Genomic DNA, 18,301 nt, shown 5'->3' on the forward strand with positions numbered 1-18,301 from the left:
CGACCGGAGGGGGAGTAAATGCCTGAGCAACCGCAGTGGTCGGAGCGGACGCTCGACATGCCGCCGCAGGATCCGTGGGCCGACGCGCCCACCACACCGGTGCCCGGCCCGCCGCCGCCCGGCCTGCCGCCGACGACCCACTTCCCGGCCCCGGCGGCGACGCCCCCGGCCTCCCCGTTCAGTCAGGGCCGGGCCCAGGTCAACGCGCAGGCCCAGCGACCGCCGCAGGCGGAACACGAACCGACCGGCACCGGCTGGCCCGGCGAGCCGGCCCCGGCCGGCTACCCGCGGATGAGCTGGATGTGGAGCGAGCTGCGCCGGGGCGGCGAGTGGACCAGCGCCGCGGTGCTGTTCGCCTTCGTCTGCTGGGGCATCTGGGCCCTGTCGAGTGGCGGTCCCTTCGGCACCCCCACGGTCGTGCTCGTCGTCACGCTGGCCGTCGCGGTCGGCGTCTTCTGCCTGGCCCGGGTCGTCGGCCACCTGGTGCTGGAGCGCCAGATGGGCCGTGTCCGGCGCACCGCACGCGGTTCACACCTGGTCACGGCCCTGTTCCTGGCCGGGGTCGGCCTCGCCTGGCTGCAGCAGACCCAGTGGGTGATGGACGCCTTCCACTGGGTCGTCGACCTCTTCGGCTCCAACTGACGGTCTAGCTGACGGGCTTGCCGCCGGTGATGCCGAGCACCTCGCCGGTCGTGTAGCTCGACTCCTGGCTGGCGAAATAGACGTACGCCGGGGCCAGTTCGGCCGGCTGCCCGGCGCGGCCCAGGGGCACGTCCTCGCCGAAGGTCTTGATCTTTTCCTCGTGCATGGTGGCCGGGATGAGCGGGGTCCAGATCGGGCCGGGCGCCACCGCGTTGACCCGGACACCCTTCTCGGCCAGGTCCTCGGCCAGCGCCTTGGTGAAGGCCACGATGCCGCCCTTGGTGGTCGCGTAGTCGAGCAGGTGCGCCGAGGACTGATACGCCTGCACCGACGCGGTGTTGATGATGGTCGCGCCCGGCTCCAGGTGGGGGACGGCGGCCCGGCAGAGCCAGAACATGGCGTACAGGTTGGTCTTCATGACCCGGTCGAACTGCTCGTCGGTGATGTCGGTGATCCCACCCGGCTGAGCCATCTGGTAGGCCGCGTTGTTGACCAGGATGTCCAAGCCGCCCAGCTCCGACAGCGCCCGGTCGACGATCGCGCGGCACTGCGCCTGATCGCGGATGTCGCCCGGGACGAGCACCGCCTTGCGGCCGGCCTTCTCGATGTACTGGGCCGTGTCGCGCGCGTCCTCCTCTTCCTCCGGGAGGTACGAGATGAGGACGTCGGCGCCCTCCCTCGCGTACGCGATGGCCACCGCGCGCCCGATGCCGGAGTCACCGCCGGTGATGACCGCCTTCCGGCCGCTGAGCCGTCCGGAGCCGCGGTAACTTTCCTCGCCGTGATCCGGGCGGTCCGGCATGGCCGCGGTCGAGCCGGGCGGGTCCTGGTCGCCACCGTCGAGCGCCGGTCCGGGGAACTTACTGCGCGGATCCACGGGTTACCTCCTGGTTACGGTGCGGATTGTGCTGCGCAGCACGGTATGCCCGCGAACCGTGCGGGTAATCCGCCGCCGTGTTCGATCATCGGGTGGGCGTCGTCGTGATCACGTGGCAGCGTCGCGACGAGGCGGTGGCGGCGGTGCGCCGCCTGCGGGAGCTGCCCGAGCAGCCCCCGATCGTGCTCGTGGACAACGGTTCGACCGACGGCACGGCCGACGCCGTCCGTGAGCAGTTCCCCGAGGTGGACGTGGTGGCGCTGGCCGACAACCTCGGCGCGGTCGGCCGCAACATCGGGGTGGCCCGGCTCGGTACGCCGTATGTGGCCTTCTGCGACGACGACACCTGGTGGGAGCCCGGCTCGCTGACCCGGGCGGCCGACGCCCTCGACGCGCTGCCCCGGCTGGCGCTGGTGAACGCGCGGATCGTCGTGGAGCCGGCCGGCGTCGACGACCCGATCGTCGAGGAGCTGCGCGATTCGCCCGTGCCGGGCCCCGACTGGTTGCCCGGCCCGGCCCTGGGCAGCTTCCTGGCCGGCGCATCGGTGGTGCGGCGCTCGGCCTTCGAGCAGGCCGGCGGCTTCAGCGAGCGCCTCTGGCTGGGCGGCGAGGAGGAACTGCTCGCGACCGACCTGCTCAGCTCGGGCTGGGAGTTGTGCTACCTGGAGGACCTCGTGGTGCACCACCGCGCGTCGGTGCTGCGCGACGCCACCCACCGGCGCCGGGTCGGCCTGCGCAACACGCTCTGGTTCACCTGGTTGCGCCGCCCGCTCGGTCCGGCCGTGCGCCGCAGCGTGTTCCTGGCTCGCACGGTTCCGCACGACCGCACCTCGGCGCTGGCCGTCTGGGACGCCGTGCGCGGCCTGCCCTGGCTGGTGACCGCGCGGCAGCCCCGGCCGGCCGACGTCGAGGCGCGGCTGGCACCCCTCGACGAGGCGCAGCGCCGGTCCCGGGCCCGCCGCTACGTCGGCTGACCCGGCTCCTTCGGCTGACCCGGCTCCTTCGGCTGACCCGGTTCCTTCGGCTCCGACACGTGGGCGGCGACGATCCGCCAGCCCTCGGGCCGCCGCACCCACGTCTGCGACTGGCGGCCGAGCACCTCGCTGCCCGGATAGCCGAACAGCGTGTTCACCACGGCCACGTCCCGGCCGAAGGCCTGGACGATCGTGTCCTTGAGCCGCCGGCCCGGGGGCAGCGGCGGTTGCGCGAGCCGCCACCGCCGCTGCTCCTCCAGGCCGACCTGCTGATCGGCGACCCCGTAGCGGACGGCGCCCTCGGCGAAGAACCCCATGATCGCCTCGACATCGTTGCCGACCAGGGCCTTCTCGTACGCCTCGAAGGCCGCGCCGACCTCGGCGATGACGTCTGCGTCCACGACGTTCCCTCCGTGCTCCTCGGTGATGGGTCAGGAAACCGCGGGTTCTTCCTTGCGCGGGGTGGGCACCCCGCCCTCGGGCGCCTCGGTGAAGGCGTTGCCCTCGACACCCTCCCGCATCAGCGCGAGCTCGGCCTCGTCCGGTACGCGCGGCGCCGGCTTGGTCAACGCGAAGATCACGCAGACGATCGTGAGGAACAGGTAGCCCAGCGAGACCTGGCCGTCCGCGTTCCACTGCACCTTCTCGGCGTGGATCAGGCCGATGAAGCTGAGCACCGTACCGGCCCCGGCGAAGGCCGCCGCGTGCCAGAAGCGCTTGTCGATGATGAAGGCGACGATCGCCCCGAGCACCAGACCGGCCAGGATGGCGCCCTCGCCGAGCGTCTTCAGCCCGTCGTAGACCACGCCCGCCCCGGCCAGCGCGCCCGTGCCGACCTCGGCCGCGGTCGTTCCGGCGGCGGCCAGTGTGTTGTCCATCTGGCCGGTGGCCCACGAGGCGATGTTCGGGATGAGGGCCGCGACGACCGCGGCCGCGTGGGCCCGGGGTGTCGCCTGGAACGCCTGAGCGCCGATCAGCAGGCCGATGTAGAGCAGGATGGGCACGATCGCGGCCGTCGGGAAGATCGATCCGAGCAGGCCGAAGAGCCCGAAGAAGCAGAGCAGCGCGATCACGACCCCGGTCGCCATCGAATAGCCGGTGCGGCCGCCCGCGGCCTTCCAGCCGGGGTGCCCGACATAGACCGCCGGCGGGAACGGCGACCCGAGGCAGGAACCGATCACCGCGCCGGCCCCGTCGGCCAGCAGCACACTGCGCAGGTTGTAGCGGTCGCCGGCGGTGGCCGCGCTCTCCACGTTGGTCATCGCCTCGGTGAAGTTGTAGACGCCGAGCGGGATCGCGGTGGCCAGCAGCGGCGCCATGTCCCGCAGGCCGTCGACCAGCAGATCGAGCTTGAAATGGGGGAAGGCGAACGCGATGTCCTTGGCCGCCGCGGTCACGTCCGGCACCGACATGGCCCCGCCGACCCAGCCGATCGCGGTGCCGACGAGCAGCGCGGCCAGGCCGATGGGGAAGTTGAACGGCAACCGGATGTCGGTGAGCAGCCCGATCAGCAACAGGCCGAAGACCGGCAGCGCGATCCAGGCGTAGTTCCACATGTTGCCGGCCGGGTTCATCGAGATGAACGTGATCGAGATGCCGGCCAGGGTGCCCAGCAGAGCCGCCCGCGGCGTGTACTTGCGGATGTACGGGCCCACGAACGCGCCGATCAGCACGATCACGCCGATGATGAACGCCCAGGCGATGCCGGCCGTCCACGCCCGCACCGCGTCCCCGGTGGTCAGATAGATCGGCAGCATGATCACGAAGATCACGATGAACATGTGCGGCACGCTCGGGCCGTACGGCAGCGCGGTGACGTCGCTCCGGCCCTCCTTGGCGGCCAGCCGCCGGGCCAGCCAGGTGTAGTAGACGTTGCCGGCGACCAGGGCGACGCCGAGGGCGGGCAGGATGACGCCGAAGACGTCCGAGGCCGGCATCTGGATGACACCGATGCACAGCGCGGTGAGGGTGAGTACGTTGACCAGCACGTTGACGCCGAAGCCGAAGAAGGCGTTGGTGTCACCGCGGACCCAGACGGGCAGTTTGGGGGCAGCAGTCGTCGTCATTTCTGCTCCTGGATGGCAGCGATCACGGTGGGGGAGTCGGCGACCCAGCCGAAGATGCCGCCCTGCGCGGCGATCATCTCCAGCCCGACGCGCTGGAATTCGGGAAAGTACGACCCGACGCAGTCGGCCAGGACCAGGCACTCGTAGCCGCGGTCGTTGGCCTCGCGCACCGTGGTGTGCACGCACACCTCGGTCGTGACGCCGGTGACGATCAGCCGCGTGGTGCCGAGCTTGTCGAGGATCTCCTGCAGGTCGGTCGCGTAGAAGGCGCCTTTGCCGGGCTTGTCCAGGACGACCTCACCGTCGAGCGGGGCCAGCTCGTCGACGATGTCGTGGCCGTACTCGCCCTGGATCAGGATGCGGCCGAAGGCGCCGGGGTCGCCGATGCGCATCGCCGGCGCCCCGCGTCGCAGTTTCGCCGGGGGACAGTCGGACAGGTCCGGCCGGTGCCCCTCCCGGGTGTGGATGATCGGCAGCCCGGCTCCCCGCCAGGCCGCCAGCAGCGCCGCCAGCGGCTGGATGGTCCGGCTGAGCTGGGCCACGTCGTTGCCCAGGCTCTCGCCGAAACCGCCGGGCAGCAGGAAGTCGCGCTGCATGTCGATGACGAGGAGCGCGGTGCTGTCGTTGTCGAAGGTGAAGGGCGCGGGCCGGGCGTCGACGGTCGGCATGTCAGAGCTCCGTCGCGGTGGTTGCCTCGATCACGTCGTCCGAGGTGGCGACGCAGCCGAAGACCCCGCCCTGCATGGTGACCATGTGCAGGGCGGCGGTGTGGTTGGACGGGTCGGTGGCGCCGGTGCAGTCGCTGAGGATGAGGCACTCGTAGCCGCGGTCGTTGGCCTCGCGCATGGTGGTGTGCACGCAGACGTCGGTCGTGATCCCGGTCAGGATCAGGTGCGTGATGCCGTGCGTCCGCAGCACGAGGTCGAGGTTGGTGGCGTAGAAGGCGCCCTTGCCCGGCTTGTCGACGATCACCTCGCCCGCGACCGGGGCGACCTCGGGCACGATCTCCCAGCCCGGCTCGCCCTTGACCAGGATGCGGCCGCACGGGCCGGCCCCGCCGATCTCGGCCCCGATCTGGGCCGAGCGCCAGCGCTTGTTGGCCGGCAGGTCGGACAGGTCGGGGTCGTGCCCCTCGCGGGTGTGGACCACGAGCATGCCGTGCTCCCGGGCGTGGGCCAGCAGCCGCGCGGTGGCCGGCAGCCCGGCCCGGGTGAGCTCGATGTCGTAGCCCATCGAGTCGACGTAGCCGCCCTTGCCGCAGAAGTCGGTCTGCCAGTCGATGCAGAGGAGCGCCGTCCTCGACACGTCAACCGTGCCGTCGTACGGCCAGAGATAGGGGTTCGCCTTGACCGGTCCGATGCGTGCTGTCATGAGTTCGGTCCTCTCGAGCGGTAATTCCGCCAGCCGCCGCTGGCGGTGATGTCCTTGGCGCCGGTCGCCGCGTACGCCTCGCAGAGGAACCCGGTGACCTCGGTGCCGTCGTCCAGAGCGACCCGGCCCAGCGAGAGCGGCGCCGCGATGCCGGCCAGGAAGTCGCCGACCCGGGCGGCCGGCAGCTGCCAGAGCTCCAGCTCGATCGACTCGCCGGTGGCGTCCCGGACCAGTCCCGGAGCGCCGGAGGGCAGGTGGTAGAGGCGGTAGCAGGCTGCGGTGCGGGCGGCGCCGACGAGAGTGGCGCCGCGGTCGAGCAGCTCGCCGTTGCGCGCCTCACCGCTCAGGTGCAGTCCGACGACGGCGAGGGTCACGGTGTCGTCGACCGGCCGGGTCCGGGCCAGAGGCGCCGGCGTGTCGTCGCTCGCCCGGGTCCGGGCCAGGTGGGCCAGCGTGTCGTCGCTGAAGGCCGGGCCGAAGAACGTGATCGAAGCGGGCCGGCCGTCCTCGGTGAACCCGTTGGGCACGGTCACCGCGGCCATGTCGAGCAGGTTCGCGAACTGGGTGTAGCGACCGAGCGTGAGGTTGTGGCCGATCGGGTCCTCGGCGATCTCGCTGTGCGTGAAGGTCGTCCCGATCGTCGGGAGCGCGAGCACGTCGATCCGCTCCCACAGGCGATCGGCGGCCGCCCGCAACTCGCGCAGCCGGTGCTGGGCCCGGAAAGCGTCGGCCGCCGTGAAGCCGTACCCGGTCTCGAGAACCGCCCGGGTCACCGGCAGGACCGACGCCGGCTGCGCGGTCAGGAACTCGTCCAGATCGGCGAGCCGCTCGGCCACCCACGGCCCGCGATACAGCAGGTCACCGGCCTCCAGCAGCGGTCCGACGTCGACCGCGAGATCACCGGCGAACCGCCCGAACGCCTTCTCCTGCCCGGCGTCACCGAAGAAATCCAGAGCTTCCGGTACGCCGACGCGGGGCTCGGCGATCAGCGGCCGCCGCCCCTCCCTCGACCACGGGTCCTCCCGTACGCGGCCCCGCGCGACCCGCATCACCCGGTCGCCCGTGGCCGCGTCCCGGGCGAAGATCGAGACGCAGTCGAGCGAGCGGCAGGCCGGCACCACGCCGAGCGTGCTGAGCAGTCCGCGGGTCGGCTTGATCCCGACGATGCCGTTGAGCGCGGCCGGCACCCGGCCCGAGCCCGCGGTGTCCGTGCCGAGCGCGAAGACGACGGTCCCGTCCGCGACCGCGACCGCCGACCCGGAGCTCGACCCGCCCGAGATGAGCCCCCCGCCGAAGACACTCTCCGGCGCCCCGTACGGCGACCGTGCCCCGGTCAGCCCGGTGGCGAACTGGTCGAGGTTCGTCTTGCCGACCACGATCGCGCCCGCGTCGACCAGGCGCTGCACCACCGGGGCGTTGCGCTCCGGGATGTACGCGAAGTCGGGGCAGCCCGCGGTGGTCGGCAGCCCGGCCACGTCGATGTTGTCCTTGACCGCGAACGGCAGCCCGGCCAGCGGCAGCCGGGGATCGACCTGCTCGGCGCGGGCTCGCAGCTCATCAGGGCCGAACGAGCTGATCCAGACGTCCGGCCGGCCCTGCACTGTGTCGACGATTGCGTGCGCATCCACATCGTCGATTGTCGACAATTCTGTTTCATGGATGGCTGCGCTTTGTAACGCCGCGATTTCGCCTAGCTCAGGTACGTCCGGGCGCCGTGCGCGCCGAGCGCCTCGAGGATCGCGGTGGCATCGCCCCGCTCGACGGCGGCGAAGAGCCGCTCGTGCCGCACCACGCCGTCCTCGGCCCGGGCCACCTCGGCCTCGCGCCGCATGTTCACCGCCATGTAGAGCTGGATCCGCACCAGCACCGAGCCGTACAACTCGGCCAGCTGCCGGTTGCCGCCCAGCGAGACCACCTCGGTATGGAACCGGCGGTGCGCGTTGGCCAGCTCCAGCCGGTCGCCCGTCTCGGTCGCCTTGCGCATCACGTCCAGCGCGGCGCGCAGCGCGGTCAGATCGGGCGCGACCGGCATGGCCCCCACGGCGTGCCGCTCGAGCACGTCGCGCACCTCGTAGAGCTCACGCACATCCTCGTCGGACAGCGTCGCGACCCGCGCGCCGCGCCGCGGGATGTGCTCGACCAGCCCCTGCTGGGCGAGCAGCCGCATGGCCTCCCGCAGCGGCGCCCGGCTGATCCCCAGCCGGCGCGTCAACTGCTCCTCGACGAGGCGCTCGCCCGGGTCGGTGCGCCCGCTGAGGATCTCGCGGCGGAGGCGCTCGACGGCGAGTTCGACGAGGCTGTACGTCTGAAGCTCCCCGGTGCTCACGCGACGAGTGTGCCAGCCACCCCCGCACCCCGTCTCAGCCGCTGTCCCGTTCCCCGGTGTCCCGGTGCCGCCGCCGCCCCTCATTCACGCTGGGCCAGACCGCCACCAAAATCATCCCAGCCCCCACGACGATCAGCGCCGTCCAAACCACAGTCATCGCCCGAGGCTAGCCCCGCCCGCCCACCCACAACCGACCAAGTCATGCACCATTCACACATTCAACAACCCCCGCCCCCGCCCACCCGTGCCAAACAAACCCGCCGCCCTGCCGCCGCCCTGCCGCCAAGCACTCGTCATGCGATGCGACCACGCCCGGCTCGGGCGATGCGCCGCGCGGGCGATGCCGGGTCGAGCGATGCGCCGGCCGAGCGATGCCGGGTCGAGCGATGCCGGGTCGAGCGATGCCGGGTCGAGCGATGCCGGGTCGAGCGATGCCGGGTCGAGCGATGCGCCGGCCGAGCGATGCCGCGTCGAGCGGGAGATGGCGGGGCGGCGGAGTTCCGGCGATTCGGGGCGCGGCGCCGGGCCGCCACCCGGCGCCGCGCGTCTCGGCCGGCTTGGGTGCCTCGACCGAAAGCTTCTGGAGTTTCAGCGCTCCAGATACCCGCGCAGAATTTAGTCCCCGGCTTCGACGCCCGTCTATTAGGTCTGACTTAAATCCCACCCTGCGATCAAGCAAAGTAACGCAGCGCGATCAAGAACCCCACCACACACTCAGCACCAGCAAGGTGCCGTAGCCCTGACCACAACTTTCCCCAGCCGGCCCCACACGCCAGCAGCAACGCATTGCAAGCCCCCGCAGACCCCCGCCGAGAGGGCGCGGCGAACTACCCCAGCCACCCATCGCCGCAACCAACCCGCCAAGAAGGAGCAAAGAGCCCACGCAGCCAGGCCCATCCGACGCGCCGAGATGCTGCGATAACCGCCAGGCGACGGCTCAGGCGACGCGCCGAAATGCTGCGATGAGCGCCAGGCAGCGACGCAGCCGACGCGCCGAGAAGGTGCGATGAGTGCCAGGCGACCGCCGAGTTGGTGCGATGAGTTCAAGGCGCCGACGCAGGCGACCGCCCAGAAGGTCCCATGAGCGCCAGGCAACGAACGCAGACGACCCACCACCCAGCTCAGGCGCCGAAGGCACGCCGCACGCCGAAGGCGTACAGGACCTCACCCAAGCGCCACCACCCACGGGGAGCGACCGGCCGCACCGTGGGGGTCTGGGGGCTCGGCCCCCAGGACGACATACGAGTCGGCCAGGTCCGAGCGTTCCGCGGACACACTCCTCCGCCGACGAGCGGGCGACGAGAATCGAACTCGCGTAATCAGTTTGGAAGACTGAGGCTCTACCATTGAGCTACGCCCGCAGCGCCCCGCTTGCACGGGGTCACCGGGACATCGTACTGAATGATCGCCCGTCCACGCGAACCGGATTCCCCCTGAGGTGACTCCAGCGCACGCGCGTGGAAGCGGACCGCATACACTGGCCGTCGCCACGGGGTGTGGCGCAGCTTGGTAGCGCACTCGCTTTGGGAGCGAGGGGCCGTGGGTTCAAATCCCGCCACCCCGACTGACGACATCTATCCGTAGCAACAAGGAGTACGCCTGTGAAGAGCACCGTCGAGACTCTGAGCCCGACCCGGGTGAAGCTCGCCATCGAGGTGCCGTTCGACGAGCTCAAGCCGAGCCTGCAGAAGGCGTACCGGGAGATCGGCGCGCAGGTTCAGGTGCCGGGCTTCCGTCGCGGCAAGATCCCGGCTGCGGTCATCGACCAGCGGGTGGGGCGCGGCGCGGTTCTGAACGAGGCCGTCCAGGAGGCGATTCCGCAGCAGATCCTGGCGGCCGTGCAGGAGCACGACGTCAAGACGCTGGGCCGCCCCGAGGTCGAGATCACCGAGTTCGGCGACAACGAGCCGCTCAAGTTCACCGCCGAGGTCGACGTCCGTCCCGCGATCACCGTTCCCGACCTGTCGACGATCTCCGTGACCGTCCCGGCTGTCGAGATCGGCGACAACGAGATCGACGAGCAGATCAACGGTCTGCGGGAGCGTTTCGCCACGCTGAAGTCGGTCGACCGGCCGGCCGCCGAGGGTGACTACGTGCAGCTCGACCTGAAGGCCACGGTCGACGGCGTGGAGGTCCCGGGTGGCTCGGCGACGAACATCTCGCACGAGGTGGGCAGCAAGCAGCTGCTCCCGGGCCTCGACGAGGTTCTCGTTGGCCTGGTCGCCGGCGCCGACGCCAACTTCACCACTCAGCTCGTGGGCGGCGACTTCGCCGGCCGCGACGCCGAGGTCGACGTGACGGTCCGCAGCGTCAAGGACAAGCAGCTGCCCGAGGTCGACGACGACTTCGCCCAGATGGCGAGCGAGTTCGACACGCTCGAGGAGCTGCGCGGCGACCTGCGTGAGCGGCTGACCAAGGTGAAGAAGGTCGAGCAGATCTACGCCGCCCGTGACGAGGCGCTCAAGCAGCTCGTCGAGGCGGCCGATATCCCGGCTCCCGAGGGCGTCGTCAAGGACGAGGTCGAGGGCCGCAAGCAGGCGATGACCGACCAGCTGGAGCGGATCGGCGCCACCCTGCAGGACTACCTCAGCTCGGAGGACAAGACCGAGGAGCAGATCGACCAGGAGCTGACCGAGGCCGCCCAGGAGGGCGTCCGCATCCAGCTGCTGCTCGACACGATCGCCGACGCCGAGGACGTCCAGGTCTCCGACGACGAGTTCGGCCACGAGATCGTGCACCGGGCGCAGCGCGCCCAGATGCAGCCTCAGCAGTACTACGACCAGCTCGTGCAGTCGGGTGCGGCCGCCGCGGTCTTCGGCGACGTGCGCCGCGGCAAGGCGCTCGCCTCGGTCATGGAGCAGGTCGAGATGAAGGACAGCGAGGGCACCGTGCTGACCCTCGACGACCTGCGCGCGGCCAGCGAGGACGAGCACGCCGGTCACAACCATTGATTCACCCGGGACCGCGATCGCCCCACCGACGAGGAGGAGCGATCGCGGTCTTTCCTTTGGGCCACGTGCGCTGTCAGCGAACACCTGCCCGAGCGGGAAGCTGATGCGCATTGGACCGGTTAGGTTGGTCGTACGACGGACAACTTGCCGGCCGCCACTGGCCGACACAGTCAGCTGTGAAGGGCTGCCATGACCGATCTTCATTTGCCCGCGAGCCCCGTGCTCCGCGGTGACTCTCTCAGTGGCAACCTCGACGACTCGGTCTTCAACCGCCTGCTGCGTGAGCGCATCATCTTCCTCGGCAGCGAGGTGACCGACTCGGTGGCCAACCGCATCTGCGCGCAGCTGCTGCTGCTTTCCGCCGAGGACCCTGAGCGCGACATCAACCTCTGGATCAACTCGCCCGGTGGCTCCGTCTACTCGGGCATGGCGATCTACGACACGATGCAGTTCATCGACAACGACGTGCAGACCGTCGCGATGGGCATGGCCGCGTCGATGGGCCAGCTGCTGCTCTGCGCCGGCGCTCCCGGCAAGCGTTTCTCGCTGCCGCACGCGCGCATCATGATGCACCAGCCGTCCGGTGGCATGGGTGGCACGGCCGCCGATATCGCCATCCAGGCCGAGCAGATGCTCTACACCAAGCGGATGTTCCAGGAGCGGGTCGCCTTCCACACCGGCCAGACCCAGGAGCAGATCGAGCAGGACTCCGACCGTGACCGCTGGTTCACGGCTCAGGAGGCCATGGATTACGGCTTCATCGACAAGGTGATCACCGGGGCCACTCAGGTTCCCGAGGGCGCCGGAACGCTGAACTGAGGAGCTGAATATGACTGACCTGACCTTGCCCTCTGGGTTCGCGCCGGTGCACAACCGCTACGTGCTGCCCTCCTTCGTCGAGCGTTCCTCGAACGGGATGATGAAGGAGACGAACCCGTACAACAAGATGTTCGAGGACCGGATCATCTTCCTCGGCGTCCAGGTGGACGACGCGTCGGCCAACGACGTGATGGCCCAGCTGCTGACGCTGGAGAGCTCCGACCCGGACCGCGACATCCTCATGTACATCAACTCGCCCGGCGGTTCCTTCACCGCCATGACGGCGATCTACGACACCATGCAGTACGTCCGCCCGGACATCTCGACGGTCTGCCTCGGGCAGGCCGCCAGCGCGGCCGCGGTCCTGCTGGCCGGTGGTACGTCGGGCAAGCGCATGGCCCTGCCGAACTCGCGTGTGCTAATCCACCAGCCGGCCACCGAGGGTGGCTACGGTCAGGGATCCGACATCGAGATCCAGGCGCGGGAGATCCTGCGCATGCGTTCGCAGATGGAGCAGATGATCTCGCGGCACACCGGCCGTCCGGTCGACCAGGTCCGCAAGGACGTCGACCGCGACAAGATCATGACGGCCGACGAGGCCAAGGAGTACGGCATGGTCGACGTGGTCCTGGCCAGCCGTAAGAAGAGCCTGCAGTCGGTCGGCTCGGGCAGCTGACGACACACCGCCTCGCGTCCGCCTGACGGGCGGCCGTGGGGGCGGTTGGACAGGATGTCGGGGGCCGGCCGGAGCGATATAGACTGGCCGACCCCTGACACGCCCGTTTTGGGGGGTCGGAGAACCGCACCTTTGCGGGTAACGTCGTGCATGCAGCCTCAGTTACGCGATTCCGCAGACGATGAGATGGCAACGGGGCCGATCAGTCCTCAGATCAAGCAGTTCTCAGATCAAGCAGTCCCTCAGATCAGGGCCGGTGAGAGTCGGCCGATGAGCTCAAGGAGTACGTAGGTGGCACGGATCGGCGACGGCGGCGACCTACTGAAGTGCTCCTTCTGTGGGAAGTCCCAGAAGCAGGTCAAGAAGCTCATCGCGGGCCCTGGGGTCTACATCTGCGACGAGTGCATCGACCTCTGCAACGAGATCATCGAGGAAGAGCTGGCCGAGACCGGCGAGGTGAAGTGGGAAGAGCTTCCCAAGCCGATGGAGATCTGCTCGTTCCTGGACCAGTACGTGGTCGGCCAGGAGCAGGCGAAGAAGGCGCTCTCGGTCGCGGTCTACAACCACTACAAGCGGATCCAGGCCGAGTCGAGCGGCGCGCCCGGTGCTGGCAGCGACGTCGAGGTGGCCAAATCCAACATCATGCTCATCGGCCCCACCGGCTGCGGTAAGACGCACTTGGCGCAGACCCTGGCCCGCATGCTGAACGTGCCGTTCGCGATCGCGGACGCCACGGCGCTCACCGAGGCCGGCTACGTGGGTGAGGATGTCGAGAACATCCTGCTGAAGCTCATCCAGGCCGCCGACTACGACGTGAAGCGCGCCGAGCAGGGCATCATCTACATCGACGAGGTCGACAAGATCGCCCGCAAGAGCGAGAACCCGTCGATCACCCGCGACGTCTCCGGTGAGGGCGTCCAGCAGGCTCTCCTCAAGATTCTCGAGGGCACGGTGGCCAACGTTCCGCCCCAGGGCGGCCGTAAGCACCCCCACCAGGAGTTCATCCAGATCGACACCACGAACGTGCTGTTCATCGTCGGTGGCGCGTTCGCCGGGCTGGACCGCATCATCGAGTCCCGCGTGGGGCATGGCGGTGTCGGTTTCGGCGCGCACCTGCGGTCGATCTCCGAGCGGAACACCGACGACATCTTCAGCCGGGTCATGCCCGAGGACATGCTGAAGTTCGGCCTGATCCCCGAGTTCATCGGTCGTCTGCCGGTCATCACCACGGTGCGCAACCTCGACCGCGAGGCTCTGATCAAGATCCTTACCGAGCCCCGCAACGCGTACGTGAAGCAATATCAGCGCCTCTTCGAGCTCGACGGCGTGGAGCTGGAGTTCGACTCCGGCGCCCTCGAGGCCATCGCCGACCAGGCCATGCTGCGAGGCACCGGTGCCCGCGGTCTCCGCGCCATCATGGAAGAGGTCCTGCTCTCCGTGATGTACGAGGTCCCGAGCAATCCCGACGCTGCGCGTGTGGTCATCAACCGCGAGGTCGTGCTCGAGAACGTCAACCCGACGATCGTGCCGCGCGAGTTCGTCGGCCGTCGTCGTCGCGAGCGCGAGGAAAAGTCCGCCTGATCCGAGCTTTCCGTGCCGCCGTCGTTCCTCCGGGAGCGGCGGCGGTTGCTTGTGTGCCCGGCCCCGGCCGACGGCTGCGCGCTTGTCCTGCGTACCCGGAAAGCTTGCCGGTTCGGCTGCGCTCGACCACTCGGTCCGCGACGGCTAGCGTGAGGCGAATCTGATCACTCCTCGAGTTGGGGGCCAGCCGTGCACCCGTTCCGCGCCGCGATCGAAGCCCGCGATCTTGAAGCCGCCCTGAACCTCCTCCACGAGGACGTGGTCTTCCGGAGCCCCGTGGTCTTCACCCCCTACCGCGGGCGCTTCGCGGTGGCCCCGATCCTGCGCGGGGTCCTCGAGGTCTTCGAAGACTTCCGCTACACCCGGGAGATCGGCGCTGCCGACGCTTTCGATCACGCTCTGGTCTTCCGGGCCCGGGTCGGCGACAAGGAGCTCGAGGGCGCCGACTTCCTGCATGCCGACCCGGACGGCCGGATCACCGAGTTCACCGTGATGGTGCGCCCCCTGAAGGGCGTGCAGGCCCTGGCCGAGGCGATGCGCGACCGGATGTCGTGACCGCCGCTGACCACCGGTCGCGAGGGGTTGGTCGCCGGTGGCCGCGCTCGTAGGCTGCAGGCATGCGTGTTGCGGTGTGCCAGGTGAACTCGCGGGCCGATCGGGATGACAACCTGCGGGTGGCTCGCGACCTGCTCGAGCGGGCCGCGGCGGCCGGCGCCGAGCTGGCGGTGCTGCCCGAGTACGTGGACTACCTCGGTCCCGGTGACACAGCGCCCAAGCCCGAGGGCGTGGACGGCGAGTTCGCGCAGTTCTTCGCGACCGCCGCGCGGGAGATCGGCATCTGGGTGCACGCCGGCTCCTTCCACGAGAGCGGCCCCGACCCGAGCCGCACCTACAACACGTCCCTGGTCTTCGATCCCCGCGGCGAGCTCGTGGCCCGCTACCGCAAGATCCACTTGTACGACGTGGAGATCGCGGGTCGGGTCTCCTACCAGGAGTCCCGATCGGTGGCGCCCGGTGACGAAACGGTCGTGTCCGAGATCGCCGGTGCTCGCGTGGGTCTCTCGATCTGCTACGACCTGCGTTTCCCCGAGCTCTACCGCCGGCTGGCCGTCGACGGCGAGGCCCGGGTGCTGGTGGTGCCGGCCGCGTTCATGATGCACACCGGCCGCGACCACTGGGAGGTCCTCCTGCGGGCGCGCGCGATCGAGAACCAGTGCTACGTCGTCGCCGCGGGCCAGATCGGAGACCACGACCCCGGGCGTACGTGTTTCGGCCGCAGCATGATCATCGACCCGTGGGGCACCGTGCTGGCCCAGGCGCCCGACACGATCGGCATCGCCACCGCCGACCTGGACTTCGAGCGACTCGACAAGATCCGTACCGAACTGCCCAGCCTGGCCAACCGGCGTCTCTGACGCTGCGGTCGCGCTTCCTCCAGGGCGTGGTCGTAGCGTGCGTCTCCGGCCACCTGAGCCCCTTCGTCAGCCGCCGCGCGCTGGGTTGGACCGGTCCCACACTGGGAACCGCACCGGCGGTACGGCTGTCTCGCTCTGCCGGCGCCGTCCGGTGATGGTGCCGTCGCCGCCGTCCGGTTGGTGCAGCCGTCCGACGAGATAGGCCCGTACCCCGATGCCCCGGCCCCGGTCAGGTCGGTGAGGTCCACTTTCTGCCGGCCGCCGACGCGCCGATGAGCTCGGTTCCGATGATGACGCTGATCTGGCAGCCAGGAGTGCCGTCGGTCAGAGGCCGATGCCGACGTCGACGATCACGGCGTACGTGAAGGGGGTTCCGGTCTCCACCGCATCTCTGCTGTCCCTGTCGAGGGGTTATCCCTGCCCAGAGGCTGGCCGCCGTTCTGGCGAGGGGCCCAGCCGACGTGTTAGCGAGGGGCTTGGCCACTGTCTTGGCGAGAGATCTGGCTGTCGTGTTAGCGAGGGGCTTGGCCACCGTCTTGGCGAGAGATCTGGCTGTCGTGTTAGCGAGGGGCTTGGCCACCGTTCTGGCGAGGGGGCCTGGCTGTCGTGTTAGCGAGAGGCTTGGCACCGCCTTGGTTAGGGGCTTGGCCGCCGTCCTGGCCAGGGGGTTAGCCACCATCCCGTCCAAAGGCTCAGTTGCATCTCTGTCCAAGAACCCAGCCGCCCGCCATAGGACAATCCAGAGGCCTTCCCTGTCCAGAGAGCTGGAGGCGATAGGGCGATCGTCTTTGGACGTGGCCCGCCGCGCGGTAGTGATGCAGCGCGATGGTGTCGATGCCGGTGTCGGCGTCGCCGCCGATCAGCAGCACCGCCAAGGGAACACCGCCAGCGTCGGTGAGCGCTCTCGTTGTCCGGGGGTCAGAGCTCCCGTTGTCCTAGCTCGAGAGACTTGTGCTCGTCCCTGTTGGGGGAGCTGAGCGCTCTCCTTGTCCGGGGGTCAGAACTCTCGTTGTCCTGGGTCGAGGGACCTGTGCTCGTCGCTGTTGAGGGGAGCTGAGCGCTCCTTCTGTCCAGGCATCAGCGCCCTCTCCGGCTATGGGGTTCGCGGCACTCCCCGTCTAGCGGCTCAACCGTCCCTCCCCGGCTCAGCGTCTCTCCCGGCGCGTGGAGGACCAGCGTTCCTCCTGTCCAACGGGAGTACAGCGCTTCCTGCGACCCGACTCCACGGCGCTTTACCCGGTCGGCACCGCTGATCCGGTCGAGACCGCGGGGGAGGGCTTCGCCAGCCACCGCCGGGGAGACCGGTCGCGCGTGGCAGTGGGTCAGGACGAGCTTGCCCGGGCAGCGCTGCGCGGCTTCGAGCAGCGATGACATACGACTCCGAGCAGCGATGACACGCGAGGGCCAGAAGAAAGGACGTCGTTGACGTGTCGGCTGCTGACCGTGCCGGCAAGGGCCGGTCAGTCTCTGTGGCCCTACCTTGAGTGGGGGCTACGCCGGCGGGCTCAAGGCGTCGCGGAACGCTGTGCGCGACGTCCAGGTATCCAGGGCCCCGTTTCGGTAAGTCACCCCGGGGCGTGCGGTAACCGTCGGCGGCGTGCGGCAGTCAGGCGATGTGGGCCGCGATGGGAAGGCGTTCCGCCCGCGCGGGCCCTCACCGACGCTCTCTCGGGCTGCTTTCCAGCCTTCGGGCTGCTTTCCCGTGGGATGTCAGCGGCGTCACAGAAGGTTGATCAGATAGCCGGCCACGGCGAAACCGATGACTGCGCCGCCGCTCAACAGCATGGCGCCGCCCATCCGGGAAGGGCCCCGTTCCAGGAGCCGCCGCACCGAGACAACCAGCGTGACCAGCACAAGCGCCCCGATGAGGAACTGGCCGAAGGGCATGATCATGTCCATCAACACGTCGGCTGCCAGAGTCCGGGAAGCTCCCATGGGCCCACTCTTTCACGCCGCGAAGCCGTTTCGGGTCTTCTCGGCGCAGGGTCGGGCACGGGGGTCGATTTGCATGAGCGGCACCCGGTCGCGTAACTTTCTCTCTGCCCGAGGGAAACCCGGACGAACGACGCGAAAGCGACGCTGGGACGGCGACCCCGGAGGGCAGGCCTTATGCTTCACTGACAAGGCCGGGCGGAGCGGAGCAGGGCGACTTGCGCAAGCGACACCGACCGGGTAAGTTAGTCAAGCCAGCGGGAACCGGGCAAGCAGATCACGAAGTGATCGTCGGCCGGTCCGCGAGGCCACTCTCACGAACAGCTCGCCGATGGCGGGTTCGAGTCGTGGGAAAAACTTGGGCGATGCGAGCACGACCTAGGGTCTTGCGAACGCGAAGTCGACCAGGTAAGTTTGAGGGGTTGCCCCGGAGCGGTTAGCCGGGTGTGGTTGTTCTTTGAGAACTCAACAGGGTGCTTGATAAGCCAGTGCCAATTAGTTAGAACCCCGGCCGGCTTGTCACTTTCTTCTCCTTCGGGAGGGATGGTGCAGGTTAGGTGGGAGATTCCTTTGGCAACATTATTTTGTTGCCGGGACGCTTTTCCAAAGATTTTGTTGGAGAGTTTGATCCTGGCTCAGGACGAACGCTGGCGGCGTGCTTAACACATGCA

18 protein-coding genes, 2 tRNA genes and 1 rRNA gene are annotated in these 18,301 nt (G+C 69.2%); 10 read left to right on the forward strand and 11 right to left on the reverse strand.

The annotated features are described in order from the left end of the window. Positions 1-18 precede the first annotated feature (18 nt). The gene (locus HJC40_RS42695) at positions 19-642 is read left to right on the forward strand and encodes a DNA-directed RNA polymerase II (RefSeq protein WP_250009508.1); all 624 of its coding nucleotides are present in this window, start codon (positions 19-21) and stop codon (positions 640-642) included. Between the two features lie 4 nt (positions 643-646). Here HJC40_RS42695 and HJC40_RS42700 read toward each other — a convergent pair whose 3' ends face one another. Beyond that, positions 647-1,519 carry an SDR family oxidoreductase gene (locus tag HJC40_RS42700; protein WP_374273670.1) on the reverse strand — a complete coding sequence of 291 codons (873 nt, stop codon included), beginning with the start codon at positions 1,517-1,519 and terminating at the stop codon, positions 647-649. A 77-nt stretch (positions 1,520-1,596) separates the two neighbouring features. Here HJC40_RS42700 and HJC40_RS42705 point away from each other — a divergent pair, with 77 nt between their 5' ends. Continuing rightward, on the forward strand, positions 1,597-2,493 hold the full coding sequence (locus HJC40_RS42705) for a glycosyltransferase (RefSeq protein WP_250009510.1): 897 nt from the start codon (positions 1,597-1,599) through the stop codon (positions 2,491-2,493). Here HJC40_RS42705 and HJC40_RS42710 read toward each other — a convergent pair. The 8 genes from HJC40_RS42710 to HJC40_RS42740 all read right to left on the reverse strand — a co-directional run bounded on the left by HJC40_RS42710 (position 2,481) and on the right by HJC40_RS42740 (position 9,617). Next, the gene (locus HJC40_RS42710) at positions 2,481-2,894 is read right to left on the reverse strand and encodes an AtzH-like domain-containing protein (protein ID WP_250009511.1); all 414 of its coding nucleotides are present in this window, start codon (positions 2,892-2,894) and stop codon (positions 2,481-2,483) included. The genes HJC40_RS42705 and HJC40_RS42710 overlap by 13 nt on opposite strands. 30 nt (positions 2,895-2,924) lie before the next feature. Then, positions 2,925-4,559 carry a regulator gene (locus HJC40_RS42715; protein ID WP_250009514.1) on the reverse strand — a complete coding sequence of 545 codons (1,635 nt, stop codon included), beginning with the start codon at positions 4,557-4,559 and terminating at the stop codon, positions 2,925-2,927. After that, positions 4,556-5,227 carry a cysteine hydrolase family protein gene (locus tag HJC40_RS42720; protein WP_250009516.1) on the reverse strand — a complete coding sequence of 224 codons (672 nt, stop codon included), beginning with the start codon at positions 5,225-5,227 and terminating at the stop codon, positions 4,556-4,558. Before HJC40_RS42720 ends, HJC40_RS42715 begins: the two co-directional genes overlap by 4 nt. 1 nt (position 5,228) lies before the next feature. After that, on the reverse strand, positions 5,229-5,930 hold the full coding sequence (locus tag HJC40_RS42725) for a cysteine hydrolase family protein (RefSeq protein WP_250009517.1): 702 nt from the start codon (positions 5,928-5,930) through the stop codon (positions 5,229-5,231). Further along, positions 5,927-7,558: an allophanate hydrolase gene (atzF, locus tag HJC40_RS42730; RefSeq protein WP_250009519.1), complete on the reverse strand. Its 1,632-nt coding sequence runs from the start codon at positions 7,556-7,558 to the stop codon at positions 5,927-5,929. Before atzF ends, HJC40_RS42725 begins: the two co-directional genes overlap by 4 nt. A gap of 62 nt (positions 7,559-7,620) precedes the next feature. Beyond that, positions 7,621-8,256 (reverse strand): GntR family transcriptional regulator, encoded by a 636-nt coding sequence (locus HJC40_RS42735; protein WP_250009521.1) that lies wholly within the window; start codon positions 8,254-8,256, stop codon positions 7,621-7,623. A gap of 34 nt (positions 8,257-8,290) precedes the next feature. Further along, on the reverse strand, positions 8,291-8,413 hold the full coding sequence (locus HJC40_RS45920; protein ID WP_284044552.1) for a hypothetical protein: 123 nt from the start codon (positions 8,411-8,413) through the stop codon (positions 8,291-8,293). Positions 8,414-9,546: 1,133 nt separating this feature from the next. Beyond that, positions 9,547-9,617 (reverse strand) — tRNA-Gly (locus tag HJC40_RS42740). A gap of 129 nt (positions 9,618-9,746) precedes the next feature. Here HJC40_RS42740 and HJC40_RS42745 point away from each other — a divergent pair. From HJC40_RS42745 to HJC40_RS42775, 7 genes are all read left to right on the forward strand, one after another. Beyond that, positions 9,747-9,820: transfer RNA gene (locus HJC40_RS42745), tRNA-Pro, on the forward strand. Between the two features lie 37 nt (positions 9,821-9,857). Next, positions 9,858-11,207 (forward strand): trigger factor, encoded by a 1,350-nt coding sequence (tig, locus tag HJC40_RS42750; protein WP_250009523.1) that lies wholly within the window; start codon positions 9,858-9,860, stop codon positions 11,205-11,207. Between the two features lie 189 nt (positions 11,208-11,396). After that, a complete protein-coding gene (locus HJC40_RS42755; protein WP_221381114.1) occupies positions 11,397-12,026 on the forward strand; it encodes a ClpP family protease in 630 nt (209 codons plus the stop codon). A 10-nt stretch (positions 12,027-12,036) separates the two neighbouring features. Continuing rightward, positions 12,037-12,702 carry an ATP-dependent Clp protease proteolytic subunit gene (locus HJC40_RS42760; RefSeq protein WP_250009525.1) on the forward strand — a complete coding sequence of 222 codons (666 nt, stop codon included), beginning with the start codon at positions 12,037-12,039 and terminating at the stop codon, positions 12,700-12,702. Positions 12,703-12,993: 291 nt separating this feature from the next. Continuing rightward, positions 12,994-14,283 carry an ATP-dependent Clp protease ATP-binding subunit ClpX gene (gene clpX / locus HJC40_RS42765; RefSeq protein ID WP_250009527.1) on the forward strand — a complete coding sequence of 430 codons (1,290 nt, stop codon included), beginning with the start codon at positions 12,994-12,996 and terminating at the stop codon, positions 14,281-14,283. A gap of 189 nt (positions 14,284-14,472) precedes the next feature. Further along, on the forward strand, positions 14,473-14,838 hold the full coding sequence (locus HJC40_RS42770) for a nuclear transport factor 2 family protein (RefSeq protein ID WP_250009530.1): 366 nt from the start codon (positions 14,473-14,475) through the stop codon (positions 14,836-14,838). A 62-nt stretch (positions 14,839-14,900) separates the two neighbouring features. Then, positions 14,901-15,698, forward strand: coding sequence for a carbon-nitrogen hydrolase family protein (locus HJC40_RS42775; RefSeq protein ID WP_250009532.1), 798 nt, complete (start codon positions 14,901-14,903; stop codon positions 15,696-15,698). A gap of 692 nt (positions 15,699-16,390) precedes the next feature. Here HJC40_RS42775 and HJC40_RS42780 read toward each other — a convergent pair. Together HJC40_RS42780 and HJC40_RS42785 are read right to left on the reverse strand one after the other, a co-directional pair. Continuing rightward, positions 16,391-16,573 (reverse strand): hypothetical protein, encoded by a 183-nt coding sequence (locus tag HJC40_RS42780; protein WP_250009537.1) that lies wholly within the window; start codon positions 16,571-16,573, stop codon positions 16,391-16,393. 844 nt (positions 16,574-17,417) lie between these two features. Next, a complete protein-coding gene (locus HJC40_RS42785) occupies positions 17,418-17,633 on the reverse strand; it encodes a hypothetical protein (protein ID WP_250009538.1) in 216 nt (71 codons plus the stop codon). 609 nt (positions 17,634-18,242) lie between these two features. Between HJC40_RS42785 and HJC40_RS42790 the strand changes: the two genes are divergently transcribed. Next, a 16S ribosomal RNA gene (locus HJC40_RS42790) occupies positions 18,243-18,301 on the forward strand; the annotation flags it as partial.

It is taken from the genome of Actinoplanes sp. M2I2 (assembly GCF_023544445.1).
Classification (GTDB): Bacteria; Actinomycetota; Actinomycetes; order Mycobacteriales; family Micromonosporaceae; genus Actinoplanes.

What these genes read in the sequence shown, in the direction of transcription:
- HJC40_RS45920 (WP_284044552.1), bottom strand. Translation starts at nt 8,413, where the DNA reads ATGACTGTGGTTTGGACGGCGCTGATCGTCGTGGGGGCTGGGATGATT.
- HJC40_RS42695 (WP_250009508.1), top strand. Translation starts at nt 19, where the DNA reads ATGCCTGAGCAACCGCAGTGGTCGGAGCGGACGCTCGACATGCCGCCG.
- HJC40_RS42715 (WP_250009514.1), bottom strand. Translation starts at nt 4,559, where the DNA reads ATGACGACGACTGCTGCCCCCAAACTGCCCGTCTGGGTCCGCGGTGAC.
- HJC40_RS42785 (WP_250009538.1), bottom strand. Translation starts at nt 17,633, where the DNA reads ATGGGAGCTTCCCGGACTCTGGCAGCCGACGTGTTGATGGACATGATC.
- HJC40_RS42760 (WP_250009525.1), top strand. Translation starts at nt 12,037, where the DNA reads ATGACTGACCTGACCTTGCCCTCTGGGTTCGCGCCGGTGCACAACCGC.
- HJC40_RS42755 (WP_221381114.1), top strand. Translation starts at nt 11,397, where the DNA reads ATGACCGATCTTCATTTGCCCGCGAGCCCCGTGCTCCGCGGTGACTCT.
- HJC40_RS42720 (WP_250009516.1), bottom strand. Translation starts at nt 5,227, where the DNA reads ATGCCGACCGTCGACGCCCGGCCCGCGCCCTTCACCTTCGACAACGAC.
- HJC40_RS42775 (WP_250009532.1), top strand. Translation starts at nt 14,901, where the DNA reads ATGCGTGTTGCGGTGTGCCAGGTGAACTCGCGGGCCGATCGGGATGAC.
- HJC40_RS42725 (WP_250009517.1), bottom strand. Translation starts at nt 5,930, where the DNA reads ATGACAGCACGCATCGGACCGGTCAAGGCGAACCCCTATCTCTGGCCG.